Annotated in this window: 12 protein-coding genes; 5 read left to right on the top strand and 7 right to left on the bottom strand. The window is 38.8% G+C overall.

Translation table 11 applies throughout. From position 1 onward, the window contains the following. Window positions 1–23: 23 nt before the first annotated feature. From EOK74_RS11350 to EOK74_RS11340, 3 genes are all read right to left on the bottom strand, one after another. Window positions 24–806 carry a transglutaminase-like domain-containing protein gene (locus tag EOK74_RS11350; RefSeq protein WP_133470125.1) on the bottom strand — a complete coding sequence of 261 codons (783 nt, stop codon included), beginning with the start codon at window positions 804–806 and terminating at the stop codon, window positions 24–26. Further along, entirely contained in the window at window positions 803–2038 is a 1236-nt protein-coding gene (locus EOK74_RS11345; protein WP_133470124.1) for a hypothetical protein, read from the bottom strand. The genes EOK74_RS11350 and EOK74_RS11345 overlap by 4 nt, the downstream gene beginning before the upstream one ends. 151 nt (window positions 2039–2189) lie before the next feature. Next, window positions 2190–2621 (bottom strand): DUF3859 domain-containing protein, encoded by a 432-nt coding sequence (locus EOK74_RS11340; protein WP_133470123.1) that lies wholly within the window; start codon window positions 2619–2621, stop codon window positions 2190–2192. Between the two features lie 277 nt (window positions 2622–2898). On the opposite strand from EOK74_RS11340, the gene EOK74_RS11335 reads away from it, so the two are divergent. Then, window positions 2899–3234 carry a DUF3718 domain-containing protein gene (locus EOK74_RS11335; protein WP_239024093.1) on the top strand — a complete coding sequence of 112 codons (336 nt, stop codon included), beginning with the start codon at window positions 2899–2901 and terminating at the stop codon, window positions 3232–3234. A gap of 134 nt (window positions 3235–3368) precedes the next feature. Here the strand turns inward: EOK74_RS11335 and EOK74_RS11330 are convergent, their stop codons facing one another. Further along, on the bottom strand, window positions 3369–4595 hold the full coding sequence (locus EOK74_RS11330; RefSeq protein ID WP_133470122.1) for a threonine/serine exporter family protein: 1227 nt from the start codon (window positions 4593–4595) through the stop codon (window positions 3369–3371). A gap of 387 nt (window positions 4596–4982) precedes the next feature. On the opposite strand from EOK74_RS11330, the gene EOK74_RS11325 reads away from it, so the two are divergent. The 4 genes from EOK74_RS11325 to EOK74_RS11310 all read left to right on the top strand — a co-directional run bounded on the left by EOK74_RS11325 (window position 4983) and on the right by EOK74_RS11310 (window position 10965). Beyond that, window positions 4983–6644 (top strand): endonuclease, encoded by a 1662-nt coding sequence (locus EOK74_RS11325; RefSeq protein WP_133470121.1) that lies wholly within the window; start codon window positions 4983–4985, stop codon window positions 6642–6644. A 147-nt stretch (window positions 6645–6791) separates the two neighbouring features. Then, window positions 6792–7406, top strand: a complete 615-nt coding sequence (locus EOK74_RS11320; protein ID WP_133470120.1) for a DNA-J related domain-containing protein — start codon at window positions 6792–6794, stop codon at window positions 7404–7406. A gap of 224 nt (window positions 7407–7630) precedes the next feature. Continuing rightward, window positions 7631–9259, top strand: coding sequence for a GGDEF domain-containing protein (locus EOK74_RS11315; RefSeq protein WP_239024092.1), 1629 nt, complete (start codon window positions 7631–7633; stop codon window positions 9257–9259). A 707-nt stretch (window positions 9260–9966) separates the two neighbouring features. After that, window positions 9967–10965, top strand: a complete 999-nt coding sequence (locus EOK74_RS11310; protein ID WP_133470119.1) for an NADP-dependent oxidoreductase — start codon at window positions 9967–9969, stop codon at window positions 10963–10965. Window positions 10966–10992: 27 nt separating this feature from the next. Here the strand turns inward: EOK74_RS11310 and mutT are convergent, their stop codons facing one another. The 3 genes from mutT to EOK74_RS11295 form a co-directional block, all read right to left on the bottom strand. Further along, the gene (gene mutT, locus EOK74_RS11305; RefSeq protein WP_133470118.1) at window positions 10993–11385 is read right to left on the bottom strand and encodes an 8-oxo-dGTP diphosphatase MutT; all 393 of its coding nucleotides are present in this window, start codon (window positions 11383–11385) and stop codon (window positions 10993–10995) included. Between the two features lie 68 nt (window positions 11386–11453). Continuing rightward, window positions 11454–14153, bottom strand: a complete 2700-nt coding sequence (gene secA, locus EOK74_RS11300; protein ID WP_133470117.1) for a preprotein translocase subunit SecA — start codon at window positions 14151–14153, stop codon at window positions 11454–11456. A gap of 156 nt (window positions 14154–14309) precedes the next feature. Continuing rightward, entirely contained in the window at window positions 14310–15221 is a 912-nt protein-coding gene (locus EOK74_RS11295; protein ID WP_133470116.1) for a M23 family metallopeptidase, read from the bottom strand. Window positions 15222–15278 lie beyond the last annotated feature (57 nt).

Here is a 15278-nt window from a genome sequence, read left to right as displayed (position 1 = left end):
ACACTATTAAAAAACAGGCCTAGTTAATTACTTTTAAGATTTGTAATTGCCTCTGACATTAATGCAGCTCCTCGCGCAAGAGACATCACATATCCAGGGCCTTCATTTTCTAATTCAGATGCGGGCAAATAAAAATGCTGACTAGATTCATCGCCATATAGCGCAGCATCAAGTAAATGCCACTGGCCATCATTATAAACCTCTACCCAAGCATGGCCGTATGATGCTACGTTATCTGCTTGCTCTACAATTACTGTACCCATAATCAGCCTAGCTGGTAACCCAAGTCCTCGCGCCAAGGCCGTTACCAATACTGCATATTCAGTACAGTCTCCGCTAGCTTGTTCAGCAACCACAGAGGCTATATTAAACCCGTGAATATAAGTGGTGTCTTTAATATAACCACTAACGTACGCCGCGAGGTCATTCGGCTCCCAACCTTTAGTATTATCAATACTTTCAGCAAAACCAGAGATAAAGTTTTGGGTGCTTAACTCGTCTGTATCTATCACAAAACTTGGGGCTGAATACTGGCTTATAGGCTTACCTAAAAACTCTGACTTATTCCTCATAGTAAGAGATAAACCCCGATCTTTTATTTGGGTAACCTTAATATGACTCCAGCCTTCAAGCTTAGCAGCTAGCATCTTTGGCTTTGATGTTTGCACATCAAAGCTGATTTGCTCTCCAAGGGGTAAACCTTGAGCTGCATTAAGCTCTACCTTTTGTTCTGCTAGCAAAGGCGTGCTTTGTGCCTTTGCCACTGTAGTGACCAAGCAAATTAAAACTAGGGCAATATACTTCATGGCAGAGTGGGTTCGCCCTGCACATAGATTAATTTAATGCCCATTGTTAGTGGGCCTTGATTAATAGTACCTTTTTCGAAAACACCTTTTTTGTTGGCCATAAAGTCCATCACAATAGGGCCCATATTAATTTTTAAATTTGCATTTGGATTATCATTAACTTTGCTTAATTTGATTTGAATCGCTGATGTTGGGTCAGCGTCAGGCATCCACATATTAAATTCAGCCGAATTTACTTCAGCAGCTTGTAAATTCAAAGTTTCTAGGTGACTCCCAAACCCAGATAACAACCAACCTGAATAAGCTAATTCTGTTTTAATGGGTTTACCTTGTAATTCACCCTCTACCTGCCATTTGCCATCTAGGCTTTGCAGTGAATATTGTGAGGTCATCACTTGGTTTTCAACTGTATAGGCATTGCCGTTAATCACTGAGCCATCGGGTCTACTCCATTCTGTTGTGACAGAGTCAGTTCTAGATACGGTATTAGCATCAACAGGCACTATAAATGCGCTGTACTTTTCAATGCTAACGTCACCGTCTGCATCAGTGGTGTAAACCTCACGGCCAAACCCAATAGGGACGCCGCTAAGGGTCAATTGATAGATAGGCTCGAAAAAAGCGGAATTTGGCTCATTTTCGACCATTGCAGTGACAAAAGATTCAAACACATCAAAGAAAGCTTGGTTGTAGCCCATCTCATTATGTAGGCACACTTGTAAACTCTGCGCAGTTTCAGCAGAAAAACCTTTTAATACACCCGCCACTTTTTTGTTGCCTTCACCAAGGTTGTAAAGCGTATCTAATTGCAAATAGGGAGTAGAATTTATTACGCCGCTATCAATAGCGTAATTGAATTTACCCGTTAATTTCTTATTATTTAGGGCTTCGACACCAGTCAGGCTATGTTCGATAAGGGCATAAAGTGAATTGGCGGGGCCATCATATTCAGTGAATATGTAACACTCTACTGGCGAATCGGTGCCGATATCAACAGTGTAATACCAAGTGCCCTCACCTTCTTCTACTAGCTTGAATTTACCTTTAACTGTGCCATCAACATTAAACTCTTCGACTTTAAGTTTAGAGGTCTTTTTGACTGTTGTTTCACGGGCTGTGGCGTCTTTAAACCACTTTGGGAATTGCTCTAATTGGACTAACACTTTTGCATGGGAATTTACGCTCGTTACAATCAAGATCGCAGCGATGGCGACCAGACTCATATACTTCATATAATACATTCCTTGATGAGGCGACTAAAATTATGACAATGCACTCTAGCTTGCAAACAAACTAGCTGTAAACTAAAAATTGTTCTTCTGTATGAGCATCTATTAAAACTACTACCTGTCTAAATAGGCTGTCATTTAAGTAAGCGACTATTTAAAAGCCACGTTTTTTCCAAAACTGTATTTCGCCATCGCCATATTCAACTGAAAGGTCGAAGGTTTTCTTGGCGACTACTTTGCCATCACATTTAATCTGCATAAGCCAATCTCCGGCTTTATCGTGAAGAGGCTCCCAAATGGTGTCACCTAGATAGAAATCCCAATCGTTATTTCTAACATACACTTCCCCTTCAAAGGGCTCCATTGGCTCACCATTTTTATCATGAATATTTGGATGATAAATGGCCCACTCTAAACGTTTACCTTTAGCTTTTTTAGCATTTAGGATAAAACCGAATTCAATATCCAGCTGAGCAGGCACTTTAGTAGTGAAGCTTTTTATTTGTGGTAGGGCTTTACTTTTTTCATCCCAACTTTCATAAATCCCATAACTGCTTATTTCAAAAAATGACCGTAACTTAGACAACTTATTTCCTTAATTTTAACTTTGGGACCGCCTATGACAATCACTAATAAAGCCATTTTATCTCCACAAAAATATCCGACTAACACTCAAACAAAAAAACAACTAAATAATAGTCAAAATAACCAATTTTTTGGTCAAATATATTTCACCCTCATTATTTAAAATCACAAAAAAACATAACCTATTGTTTTATATATAAAATATAAATTGGCATCACGGTTGCAAAAGCTAAGACAAGTCACTAAGACGACTTACTAACTTAACTAAATAGGAAAATATGATGAACACATTTACTAAAATAATCGCAACTTCAGTTTTAACTCTTAGCTCAATCGGTATGGCTAGTGCTGCAACTGAGTACGTAGCCGCAGATGACTATGTTACTAGCAAATTATGCGTGGTAGCTACCGAAGGCAGCAAATTGAGATTGTCGCAAGCTATTAAAAAATCAGGTTTAAGTAAAAATTATGTTGCCGAAAACGTAACCTGTAATAATCAAAAGTTAATTAATTTTGTTGAGCAACACGGTACTAACGTTGAAGATATCAATAACTTTCTAACTGCTGGTAAATATAGTAGCAATATTGAAGTAACCACTGTTGCATCTAATTAATCTAACTTGATGATACTTTTAAGTTGCTTTACTCACTCCTCATCGCTCACTTACCCTAAAGTGAAACGATGAGGCTTTGAGGGAGAACTACTTACAAACCAAGTCAACACTACACTTTCCCACGAAAAGCTAAATTACAAACTTTTTCTAGTGGGCATGACAACGTTAGCAAAAATAAGCCCAGCTACTAATGACATCAAAATCAAAAATGTCTCTTGCCCAATATGCTCAGTTTTTATGATGTCTTGACCAGATATATACGAGTTAAGACCAATATACGTTTTTGATCCCGGTACCAATACAATTAAACCGTGCATCGCCACTATGGAAGAAGGTGCATTGGCAATTCGAGAAAAAATGTTTGCAAACACCCCTAAAGCAAAAGCTCCAACAAAGGCACCTAAACCATTTTCAAGATAAGCCGAACTCCAAGTAGAGACACCATAAGCAATAAAGGTAGAAGTGATAGCCCAAAGCACATGTTTTAAGCGGGTTCGAAATATTGCTACCAATCCTATACTAAGTAACAGCACACCTAACCAGTTAACCCAAAAAGGTAAGGTTTCTGCCAAGGCCAACTCTTGTTGACCAAACAATTGGTATCCTAAACTCACACCTAAAAAAGCTCCAAAGTACAGTTTAAACAACTGCATAGTGGCATCCATCACACGCGCGGTACCAGACACCATGTTACGAGATGAAATTTCTGCCAAACCCATTGTGAGTGATAAACCTGGTACTAAAATGATCAGCGAGGACAAAATAATTAACCAAATATTAAAACCTGATGACGAATAGTGGTTAATCGCACAGGCCCCAAAACCCACACAAAAAGAAGCAACGGGCTCTAACATCAATTTGACTCGCTTCGAGTTCAAGGCCCAAAGGGTCCAGAAATACACCATAGATCCTAATAGACCTGAATAGAATATTTCTGACCACCCTGCTCCCATCAACATAGCAAAGGCACTGGTAGATAACCCAAAGGCACTACCTGTAACTGCTTTACCATAAGGGCTGGGCATAACATCTATTTCGTCTAAATGTACGTCGGCTTCAGCTAAGGTGATATCGCCAGACAACAAAGTGCTGGCTAGTTCATCGGTTCGGGATAACGAGTTCATATCTAACTCGCCTGGCTCCATGCGAGCCGAATGGTTATATTCATCTTCGTGGCCATCACTCCACAGCACCATAGTTAAAGAAGTAGGCGTAGAAATAAAAGAAGCATGCACACCTAAATGTGTAGCTATTTCAGTTAAGTAGGCTTCTAGTCGAAATGAAGGCGAACCGTACTTGTGTAACATTTTACCCAATTTAAGGATAAAACGACGAATTTGGATAAACTCTAATGTGTCCATTTTTCTAGTGCTACTTCAAAAATTAAGGTGATGTTATGGGAGTCAAGCTTTGCCATAACAAATACAAGGGCGAATAAACAGGGCGCGGAGTGTAGAGGTACTTGCAAGGATATTCAACGTACATTTTTTAAACACTCCAAATTAGAAAAACTAATAGATTTCATGCAGCACTTCTACAACTAAATTAAACATTTTCTTCGAATGGTCTTAATTCCATTTCAAGCGCAAAAAACAACCAACTAAAACTTGACCAATTAGACTAGATCGTGGTTAAGTAAATACCCCATTAAATATTAAAATGTCATATCGGTGTAATATTTTATACGCAACCTGAAAACGAGAAATGGTCCATAGACCTTCAATAAACCTTAAAATTAGAGTATCGAAATGAAAAAATCAGCAAAACTCAGTGTTTTAATAGGAAGCTTATTAGCCAGCCAAGTGGCATTGGCAAATGTCGAGAACGGAACCTTTGAAAGCTGGTCGGGTTCCACGCCAGATGATTGGAGCACCATAGATACAGGCATAAGTGTTAGCGAGTCCACTTCAATTGTGAGAAACGGTTCAAGTGCAGCGGCAATCACAGTCAATACAGGGTCACAAAGCTCTACGGATTTTCGTCAATCTATAAGTGTTACGTCTGGTGAAACCTATGATTTTAGTGTGTGGGTTTATCATACAGAGGGGGGAATGCGCGCCCGCCTCTATGTTGATGGTTATCAGGGTTACTCAACGGCTGCCACGACTGGGCAATGGCAAGAAATAAGCTACAGCTATACTGCCAATAGCACCACAAGCATTGAGCTAGGGTTAAGATTTTATGATGTCTCAGGGTTTGATGGCAGTGAACTTGTGTATGTGGACGACTTTGAACCTAATACTGACGATAATTCGGATTCTGGTGGCGGCTCTGATTCAGGAGGCGGCTCGGACTCAGGCAGCTGCAGTACTGGTAATTTAAGTTTAACTACTGATAATTATGGATACGAAACTAGCTGGAGTATCACAGATTCAAGCTCAAGCGAATTATATTCTGGCTCAAATTACTCAAGCTCAACCACTTACTCAGAAGATGTTTGTTTGGAAGATGGCGACTATGTATTTACCATAAACGATACTTATGGTGACGGCATATGCTGTTCCTATGGTTCTGGTTCTTACAACCTGATTGTTGATGGTTCATCAGTCGCAAATGGCGGTAGTTTTAACTCAGCAGAGTCAACAAGCTTTACTGTGGGAAGCTCATCAGGAGGTTCACCTGGCGGAGGTTCCACAGATCTGAATGCATACTACGACGCAGCAGAAGGTTTAACGGGTTATAGCTTGAAAACAGCCTTGTATAACATTATAAATGGCCATACTACCCAAAGTTATGCCGATATTTGGACCTTTTATAATGCTTCAGCTTTAGATAGCTATTATGAAAATGACGGTAGTATTCTAGATATTTACTCGGAATCTCCGAATGGTACAGACAGCTATAGTTATTCATCAGGTAGTGACCAATGCGGTAATTATTCAGGTGAAGGTGACTGTTACAACCGCGAACACTCTTTTCCTAGAAGTTGGTTTGGTGGGGCAATAAGCCCAATGAATACCGATATCCATCATATTTTTGCAACAGACGGTTATGTCAATTCAAAACGCAGCAGTTACCCTTATGGAGAAGTTAGTTCAACTACATATACTTCAAGCAATGGCTCTAAATTAGGTTCAGGTAGCAGTAGCTTAGGTTATACGGGAACAGTATTTGAACCCATAGATGAATTTAAAGGTGACTTAGCTAGAGCTTATTTTTATATGGCCACCCGCTATCAAAATGACATTGATGGCTGGGACAGTAATAGTACCTATGCAGATGCGGTGCTAGACGGAAGTAGTGATCAAGTCTATGAAGGCTGGTTTTTAGATATGCTTAAGGATTGGCACAATCAAGATCCTGTGAGTCAAAAAGAGCTTGATCGAAATGAGGCAGCTTACTCTCACCAAGGCAACCGTAACCCATTTGTTGATTATCCAAGTTTTGTAGCAGAAATTTGGGGTAACTAACCAAAGCTAAACTACTAAAATTAAGCCTAATCAAACTTTGATTAGGCTTTTTTAATTTTATCATTGAGTATTTACCACACACCTAATTCAGACTAGGATTAATTAATAATTTTTAAAAAACGTTCAACTCAATCTATATGACCCTTCATGCAGCACACACCTAGCGATTGGGCACCACTACAGCCTATTTTACAACACTTACTTTTGAGCCATAGTGATGGTTTATCTGAGTTTCAGATATTTCAAATACTCAAAGCACCACCCTATGAGCTGTTTAGCCAAGACGCATTGCAAAACCCGCTATCTATGTTTCAAAGTCATTTCATTTTATTTAACGCTTTATATCAGCTGGCTGATTCTTGGGTTGAAACTGAAATGGGGGAACTCGAGATACATTGTACCTGCATTCGAAAGTTGCCATGGCAGGCAGGACAACACGGATTAGTCGCAGAAGATAACCTCCGCGCTTATTATCTTGATTGGGAAAATCTCAAAGATACTAACCAAGCCCAGGTTGAGGATTTGTTGAATAGTTTTTGGGATGCTTTTTCTGGTAAGCCTTTCACAGCGAACAATAGCCAAATGACGTTACAGCAAGCCCTAGATTTACTTAACTTAAGCTCTCCTTTTTCTGGGCAAGGTCTAAAACTGCAATATCGTAAAATGCTACATAAGCATCACCCAGATAAAGGGGGTACTCAAAGTAAAACAATAGAGCTTTATAAGGCTTATCAAACTCTAAAAAGCGCCTATAAAGACTAAAGGCTTTAAGCCATTACTCACAAAAATCTATCGACACCGTCACATTTAACGACACAAGGTTCTAATCAAAAGTGATTATTGGATTTCACTCTATTTACAAAACTTGATATTTATATCTATTTATAACACTAGAGTTTAATTTAATATTTTGTTTCTAAAGTAATATTTGTTAAAGATAGCTCGAACTAAGTAGATTTACTCATAGCGTGGGAGCTGAGGTTACTTTGCCATATTTTAACCACTGGTTGTTACAAGTTTTTAATATCAAATTACTGCGACCTTTTTTAGCCCTTTTGCTAACTTTCAGTTGTGGATTTAATTTAAACGCACAACAAATATCGCCAAAAGAGCAATGCCATATTCAATTACTGAGTGATACCAGTGAAACTAAAGATTTGCCAAAAAACATAGCTCTTTTTATACAGCTTGCCACGGGTGAAAACCGTTTACGTTTAAGTTGTACCCTAAATGAACAAGCCATATTCACCTTTGGTAAAGACGAAATACTAAATGTTACCTTGAATACCGGTGGAGCTAATGTTGAACAAGTACTGGCGAATAGTCCGTCTTATATTTTACCCGCTGGCACTTTTGAGATTGAATTTATTTTTCTAACACATCATAAATTTTTACAGCAGTTTTCTTGGTTATCAACCGCAACATTTTTTAATAGCAACCTAATTAATAATATTACTATGGGGGCTTTTTATGGCCTATCCCTAACCTTAATATTTTACGTATTCTTTATGGGCCGAGTATTGGGTGACAACCGTTTTCAATTCTATAGCTTGTATACTTTTTGCGCAGCCACATTTTTTTTGCTCCAAGAAGGACAGCTAAATATTGTACTGCCTAAGCATAGTTTTTTATTAAGTCACCAATTTTATCTATTATTTGCGGGATTAACCGTTGTCACTGCGGTCTTGTTTATTGTTCGTTTAACTGATTTAAAAAAAGAGTGGCCTAAAGTCACTCGATATTTTTTAGAGCCTGGCGGTGTACTGGTTTTATTAATGTCAGTAATGATGTTGCAGTTAGATCACAACGCGCTATCAGCCTATTTAGGTCAAGGAATGTCAAAACTAACCCTAGCCTTAATGCTGTGTATTTTTATACTTGTGGCGGTTCAAGCTTATGCTAAAAAACGCATGGCTAATTGGGTGTTATTCAGTTTAAGCCTGATGGTATTGGCCATGTTATTTAGGACGTTTTTACAAGACTATAGCCCCTTCTTACACAGGTATGCCCTTATTTTTGCATTCTCAATTGAGGCTTTTATTTTGGCTGTGGTAGTGCTAACAAAAGTTAAGAATATCAAACAAGATAAATTGCTAGCTGAGCTTCAAGCAAATACCGATGAACTATGCAATGTCTTGAATCGCCGAGGTTGGGAACATAAAGCCAATCAAATATTGATTGAACAGCGGGCTAAAGGTGGTGTAAGTGCTTTAGTTTATTTAGATTTAAATAGCTTTAAACAAATCAATGACAATTTAGGCCATGATGTAGGTGATAAGGTGTTAATGCTAATTGCATCTGAAATTAGCGAGCAACTAGGGACAGACGAGCACTTAGGTCGTATTGGCGGAGATGAGTTTGTTATCGCAGCCTATTTTAGAAGCGAAGAAGCAGCTCAATACTTTAGAGACAAAATAGTAAATAATTTAAAGCATTTTGCACTAAAAATAGACGAGAAACTGACACTCGATGTAACGTGTAGCCTTGGGTGTAAAATGTTTAATGAAGCACCTAAGTCCATAAGAGACATGTTAATCCTAGCTGACGAGTCTATGTATCAGGTGAAACAAAGAGAAAAGAAAAACGCAGCAACTGGTTTATATTCAAAAACCTAAGAGAGCTTTCTACACGAGCAATGTTGTACTTTCATTAAGATTAAATTAAGTGTTATTGATATCAAAAAAATATGTTCTTCAGAATTTAACAGCTGAATACAAATTATAGGTTGTGGAAACAGTTACCCACTCTACTCAATGCTAAGCCCCTCCTTAAAACCGATAGAAACTGGTTGGCTAGACATTAATATTTTGTTTTTAACCGGTTAATTGTTATACAAGAGTATGGTTAGTTAGGATGTATGTCAGGAACTAAAATGCTACTTTGTTCCCTTTAAATAACTCAACATTACAACTAAGAATGTAATGGAATGCTCGTATGAAAAATCACACGCTAAAATTTAGATGGTTTCTATTAGTAAAAAGTGTCGTATTAATTGGCGTACTTTTAAGCCCAATAACGAACGCTCAATCCTCTGAGATTAAAAAATTTAATGCTCCTTATGATAAATATGTACATCTATTGTCAACTGTACCGTCTGAAATCCTAGAAAAACTTAAATCCAATCCAATATCAGTTGACGCATCACCTCTCCTCAGCCAGAAGTATTAATAATGGTCATTGGTTTTAGCTAAAGTCGCTCTTACTTAAAAAACGATAAACATAGTGTTTTATATATTTACTTATAGATTAAAAAAATAATGGGAACTAACAAAAAAAGATAAAGTCCAGACACTAACAGTTCAGCTAATTTGAGAGTCATTATATGAGTACTTACACCGCAATTAACCTAATAGCACGCCCTGCCCCAGGACCTATTCCTGCTAACGTGTTTGAAGTAGTAAAAAAAGACGTACCTAGCGTTGAAGATGGCCAGATATTAGTTAAGCAAACCCATATGTCTTTAGATCCGGCAATGATAGGTTGGATGAACCCAGATCCTGAGAGTTATATTCCCCCGGTAGCTTTAGGTGATGTGATGCGCTCATCCGGTTTAGGTGAAGTAGTTGAAAGCCAAAACCCAGGGTTTGCTGTAGGTGACCGTGTTATGGGTATGACAGGTTGGTCTGAGTATATTCTGAGTAACGGTGAAGGTTTACGTAAAGTACAACCAGGCTTAGACGCTGAAATGGTATTGTCTGTATTTGCATTACCTGGGTTAACTGCCACCCAAGGTTTATTTGGATTTGGTAACCCTAAACCCGGCGAAACCATATTAATCAGTGGTGCCGCTGGCTCTGTTGGCTCTATTGTAGGTCAACTTGCGAAGGCTGAAGGATTAGATGTAATTGGCGTCGCCGGCAGTGATGAAAAATGTAAATGGTTAGTTAATGACCTAGGCTTTGATGGTGCAATTAATTATAAAAGCGACGATATAGATGCTAAAATTAAAGAACTTGCTCCTAAAGGCGTAGATATCTACTTTGAAAATACTGGAGGCCCAATACAACATCATGCTATAGATAACATGAATGCCCATGGCCGAGTTGTAGTATGCGGTATGATTTCAGATTACGCGGCAGAGACCCCAAGTGCCGGACCTAATTGGATCCCCATCATCAAGAAACGTATTACTATTCAGGGGTATGCTATGCCTGATCACTTCCCGCAATTAGCTGAGTTAGTGGGGAAACTGACGCCTTACGTAATGCAAGGTAAGGTTAAGTATCGCGCTCACGTATTAGAGGGTTTAGAGTCGGCTATTGATGGCTTAAATATGCTATTAACAGGGGGCAATAACGGTAAACTAATAGTTAAGCTGTAAATTTAAATAAGAGACATATCTGTTAGGCTACAGGTATGTCTGCTTTAACTTTTCAATGATGACTTTGTTGGCATCAGGAAAAGTAAAGTTACTCAAATCTTTGACCTTAACCCATTGGCTTATTTGCCCCTCTTGGTGACTTGCCTCGCCCTCAAATACCTCTACTAACCTAACATCTAAACAGACTTTTTTATCGCCGTAGTCATGCTCTATCAACATAAAAGTACTCTGCTGCTTTACCCTAATACCTATTTCTTCAGAAAGCTCTCTGGCTAATGCCTGCTCAATAGTTTCATTGGCTTCACGCTTTCCACCTGGGAACTCCCACTTGCCACCTTGGTGTAAATCATCAGCCCGTTTACTTATATAAATTTCGTTACCTTGCTTTATGACACCCACTGCGACTTCAACAACTTTCATTTTTAACTCCCCAATAAAAAAGTCGGACACTAGCCCGACTTTTAAACATCACAATGTATTAATTCTAGTTAAGTTAATTTTCCACAGCATTGCTTGTACTTTTTACCTGAGCCACAAGGACATGGATCATTACGACCCACTTTAGGGCCTTCTCTAACATCTGTACGAGGTTCTTCGCTTCTCGCTGATGTTGTTTCTTGGTGTTCAAACTTTTTAGGCACACTGTCAGCTTGACGTCTTTGCTCTTCTACTGCTTCAACATCTTCTTGAGCTTTAACCTGCACCTTACTTAAGATTGTTACTACTTCTACTTTAAGGCTTTCTAACATTTCAGTGAAAAGTTCAAAAGACTCTTTCTTATATTCTTGCTTAGGATTTTTCTGAGCATAGCCACGTAAATGAATACCTTGACGTAAGTGATCCATTGCAGCCAAATGTTCTTTCCAGCTACTGTCTAAGTTCTGCAGCATCACATTCTTTTCAAACTGCCTAAGAACTTCAGGACCAACAATATCTTCTTTAGCTTTGTAAGCTGAGGCGACTTCATCAATGATACGTTCACGTAACTTTTCTTCGTATAACTTATCGTCTTCTTCTAACCAAGTTTTAACTGGTAAGTCGAGTAAGAAGTCACCTTTAAAGCGTTCTTCTAAGCCCTCCACATCCCACATTTCTTCTAATGATTGTGGAGGAATATATTGATCAATAATGCCGCCCACAACATCTTCACGAATCGCTGTGATTGTTTCGCTGATCTCGCCTTCATCTAACAACTCATTACGTTGCTCGTAAATAACTTTACGTTGATCATTAGCTACATCATCGTATTCAAGCAGCTGCTTACGCATATCAAAGTTACGACCTTCAACCTTGCGCTGCGCATTTTCAATTGCTCGGGTTACCCAAGGGTGTTCAATGGCTTCACCATGTTCCATACCTAAGCGCTTCATCATATTACCCATTTTTTCTGAAGCAAAGATACGCATAAGGGCATCATCAAGTGATAGATAAAAACGAGATGAACCCGCGTCACCTTGACGACCAGAACGACCACGTAATTGGTTATCGATACGACGGGATTCGTGACGTTCTGTACCAATTATATGCAAACCACCTGCAGCTAAAACCGCATCGTGATCGGCTTGCCAATCCGCTTTAATTTTCTCAACCTTAGAAGATTTTGGATCGTGTATTTTGTCTAGCTCAGCTTGCCAGTTACCACCTAAAACAATATCAGTACCACGACCAGCCATATTAGTAGCGATAGTGATTGCACCAGATTTACCCGCTTGGGCAATGATGTCAGCTTCTTGCTCATGGAACTTAGCATTCAGTACTTTGTGAGGTATTTTTTCTTTCTTTAAAATCCGCGAGATTAGTTCAGAGTTTTCAATTGAAACCGTACCCACCAAAGCTGGCTGGCCACGTTTTACACAATCTTTAATATCTTCAACTATGGCTTCGTACTTCTCTTGAGCTGTTAAGAAGATCAAATCCGCTTTATCTTTGCGTACCATAGGCTTGTTTGTGGGTATAACAACTGTATCTAAGCCATAAATACTTTGAAATTCAAAGGCTTCGGTATCAGCCGTACCTGTCATACCGGATAATTTTTCGTACAAGCGGAAGTAATTCTGGAATGTGATAGAGGCTAGGGTTTGGTTTTCATTCTGAATTTTCACTCCCTCTTTAGCTTCTACAGCTTGGTGTAACCCTTCTGACCAACGACGGCCTTCCATGGTTCTACCGGTATGCTCATCAACTATGACAATTTCATTGTCTTTAACAATGTAATCAACGTCTTTGGTAAACAATTTATGTGCTTTAAGAGCGGCATTAACGTGGTGTAACAATGAAATATTTGCAGCAGCAAATAATGATTCATCTTCGGCTAAAATACCTTCACGTTGTAAAACTTCTTCTACAAATATTTGACCATTTTCAGTCAAATGTATTTGTTTACCTTTTTCGTCAATTGTAAAATGACCTTCCCCGGATTCACCTTCTTCATCTTCTTTCTCTTGCTTAACAAGCTCAGGAATAATCACGTTAATACTACGATATAGCTCAGAACTGTCTTCAGCTTGGCCAGATATAATTAATGGAGTACGGGCTTCATCTATTAGAATTGAATCCACTTCATCAATTACGGCAAAATGTAATGACTTCTGCACTCTATCTTCAGGCCTGAATGCCATGTTGTCTCTTAGATAATCGAAACCAAATTCGTTGTTAGTTCCGTATGTAATATCAGAGGCATATGCAGCCTTTTTCTGTTCGTGGCTCATGCCAGGAATATTACAACCAACAGTTAATCCCAAGAATTCAAATAATGGGCGACTCCAATCGGCGTCACGGGTGGCCAAGTAATCGTTCACGGTAATAACGTGTACACCTTTACCAGAAATTGCATTTAAATAGGTAGGCAAGGTTGAAGTTAAAGTTTTACCTTCACCAGTACGCATTTCGGCAATTTTACCTTGATGTAAAACCTGACCTCCCAACATTTGCATATCAAAGTGGCGCATACCAAATACTCGTTTACTGGCTTCACGTACCACAGCAAACGCTTCGATTAGGATATCGTCTGTACTTTCACCTTTTTCTAAACGTTGTTTGAATTCCTCTGTTTTGGCTTTTATTTGCTCATCGCTTAACGCTTCAAGCTCAGCTTCTAGCTGATTAATTTGGTCGACAGATTTACGTAGTTTTTTTAAGGTTCGGTCGTTACGGCTGCCGAAAATTTTGGTGAGAATACTCGAAAACATCGATTTACAGGTTCCAATCTAAGTAATTTACAAATTTAATTGCGCATTTGCACAAATGCATGTGGCCAATATGGCCCGAATCTAACATAAAACAATCGGCTCATAAGGAGCCGATTGTTAATAATAAATAAAAACTATTCTAACTAAAATCTGGGCTTAAGACCCTTTCTTGCGATAAACAAATGGCAAGGGGTCAAGTTGTTTGCCTTTACGAATCACTTCATAATGAACATGGGCACCAGTAGAACGGCCTGTATTACCCATAACAGCAATATTTTGACCTTTTGTAACAACATCACCAATCTTAACATTAAGTGATTTATTGTGCCCGTACCGCGTTGTTAATCCATTACCGTGGTTGATTTCTACTAAATTACCGTACCCATAACGAGAACCAGCCCAAGTGACTATACCAGACCCAGTTGATACCACAGGCTCACCTTCCTTACCGGCAAAATCTAAGCCTTTATGTAAAGTTGGCTTACCAGTGAAGGGATCTTTACGGACACCATAGTAAGATGACAACCAACCAGATTCTATAGGTTTCCCTTCTAATCTACTTTCATCTTGTATATGGCGACTTAACATCAAAGATTCAAGGGCATTTAACTGAACAGACTTATTTTGAATTTGTTCCAACATATTTTGCATTTGGATTAATAAGTCATCCTTAGCTAGAGGAGCGACTGCTTCTTGGCTAAGGTCTCCGCTAAATTCCTTACCTTGGTTAAAACTAAACTCTTCAGGATTAAGGTTTGCTTCTGCTACCAGCCTTTCCCCTAACAAGTCTAAATGTTGCATTTGGCTTTCAATTTCAGCCAGTTTTAACATCATCCCTGTCATGCGCTGTTCGGTAGAGGTTTTTAAGGAATCGAGTTGGTTTGCCTGCTCGTCAAAACCTGACTTGGCATAGTGAATACGCACAATATCTTCTTCTAAAGAAGAAGTTGAACGACTGGATACTAAGAAAATTCCACAGACAGCCACAAGCAAAAGCGTTAACTTTTGTTTATTTATATTTAGAACTAGTTTTTTTTCTTTACTTCTAAACAGTAACGTTAATTTCATTACTAATGACTACCTTTATAATATGGGCCATACACACCTCCCTGTTATGCTAATGCA

The organism is Paraglaciecola marina (assembly GCF_004360155.1).
GTDB classification, from domain to species: Bacteria; Pseudomonadota; Gammaproteobacteria; order Enterobacterales; family Alteromonadaceae; genus Paraglaciecola; species Paraglaciecola marina.
Note: the sequence above shows the minus strand (reverse complement) of the source record. Positions and strands in the feature narration are given on the sequence as shown.

Excerpts from the sequence above, each read along its gene's own strand:
- EOK74_RS11350 (WP_133470125.1), bottom strand. The coding sequence starts at position 806 with ATGAAGTATATTGCCCTAGTTTTAATTTGCTTGGTCACTACAGTGGCA.
- EOK74_RS11345 (WP_133470124.1), bottom strand. The coding sequence starts at position 2,038 with ATGAAGTATATGAGTCTGGTCGCCATCGCTGCGATCTTGATTGTAACG.
- EOK74_RS11335 (WP_239024093.1), top strand. The coding sequence starts at position 2,899 with ATGATGAACACATTTACTAAAATAATCGCAACTTCAGTTTTAACTCTT.
- EOK74_RS11330 (WP_133470122.1), bottom strand. The coding sequence starts at position 4,595 with ATGGACACATTAGAGTTTATCCAAATTCGTCGTTTTATCCTTAAATTG.
- EOK74_RS11325 (WP_133470121.1), top strand. The coding sequence starts at position 4,983 with ATGAAAAAATCAGCAAAACTCAGTGTTTTAATAGGAAGCTTATTAGCC.
- EOK74_RS11320 (WP_133470120.1), top strand. The coding sequence starts at position 6,792 with ATGCAGCACACACCTAGCGATTGGGCACCACTACAGCCTATTTTACAA.
- EOK74_RS11310 (WP_133470119.1), top strand. The coding sequence starts at position 9,967 with ATGAGTACTTACACCGCAATTAACCTAATAGCACGCCCTGCCCCAGGA.
- mutT (WP_133470118.1), bottom strand. The coding sequence starts at position 11,385 with ATGAAAGTTGTTGAAGTCGCAGTGGGTGTCATAAAGCAAGGTAACGAA.
- secA (WP_133470117.1), bottom strand. The coding sequence starts at position 14,153 with ATGTTTTCGAGTATTCTCACCAAAATTTTCGGCAGCCGTAACGACCGA.
- EOK74_RS11295 (WP_133470116.1), bottom strand. The coding sequence starts at position 15,221 with ATGAAATTAACGTTACTGTTTAGAAGTAAAGAAAAAAAACTAGTTCTA.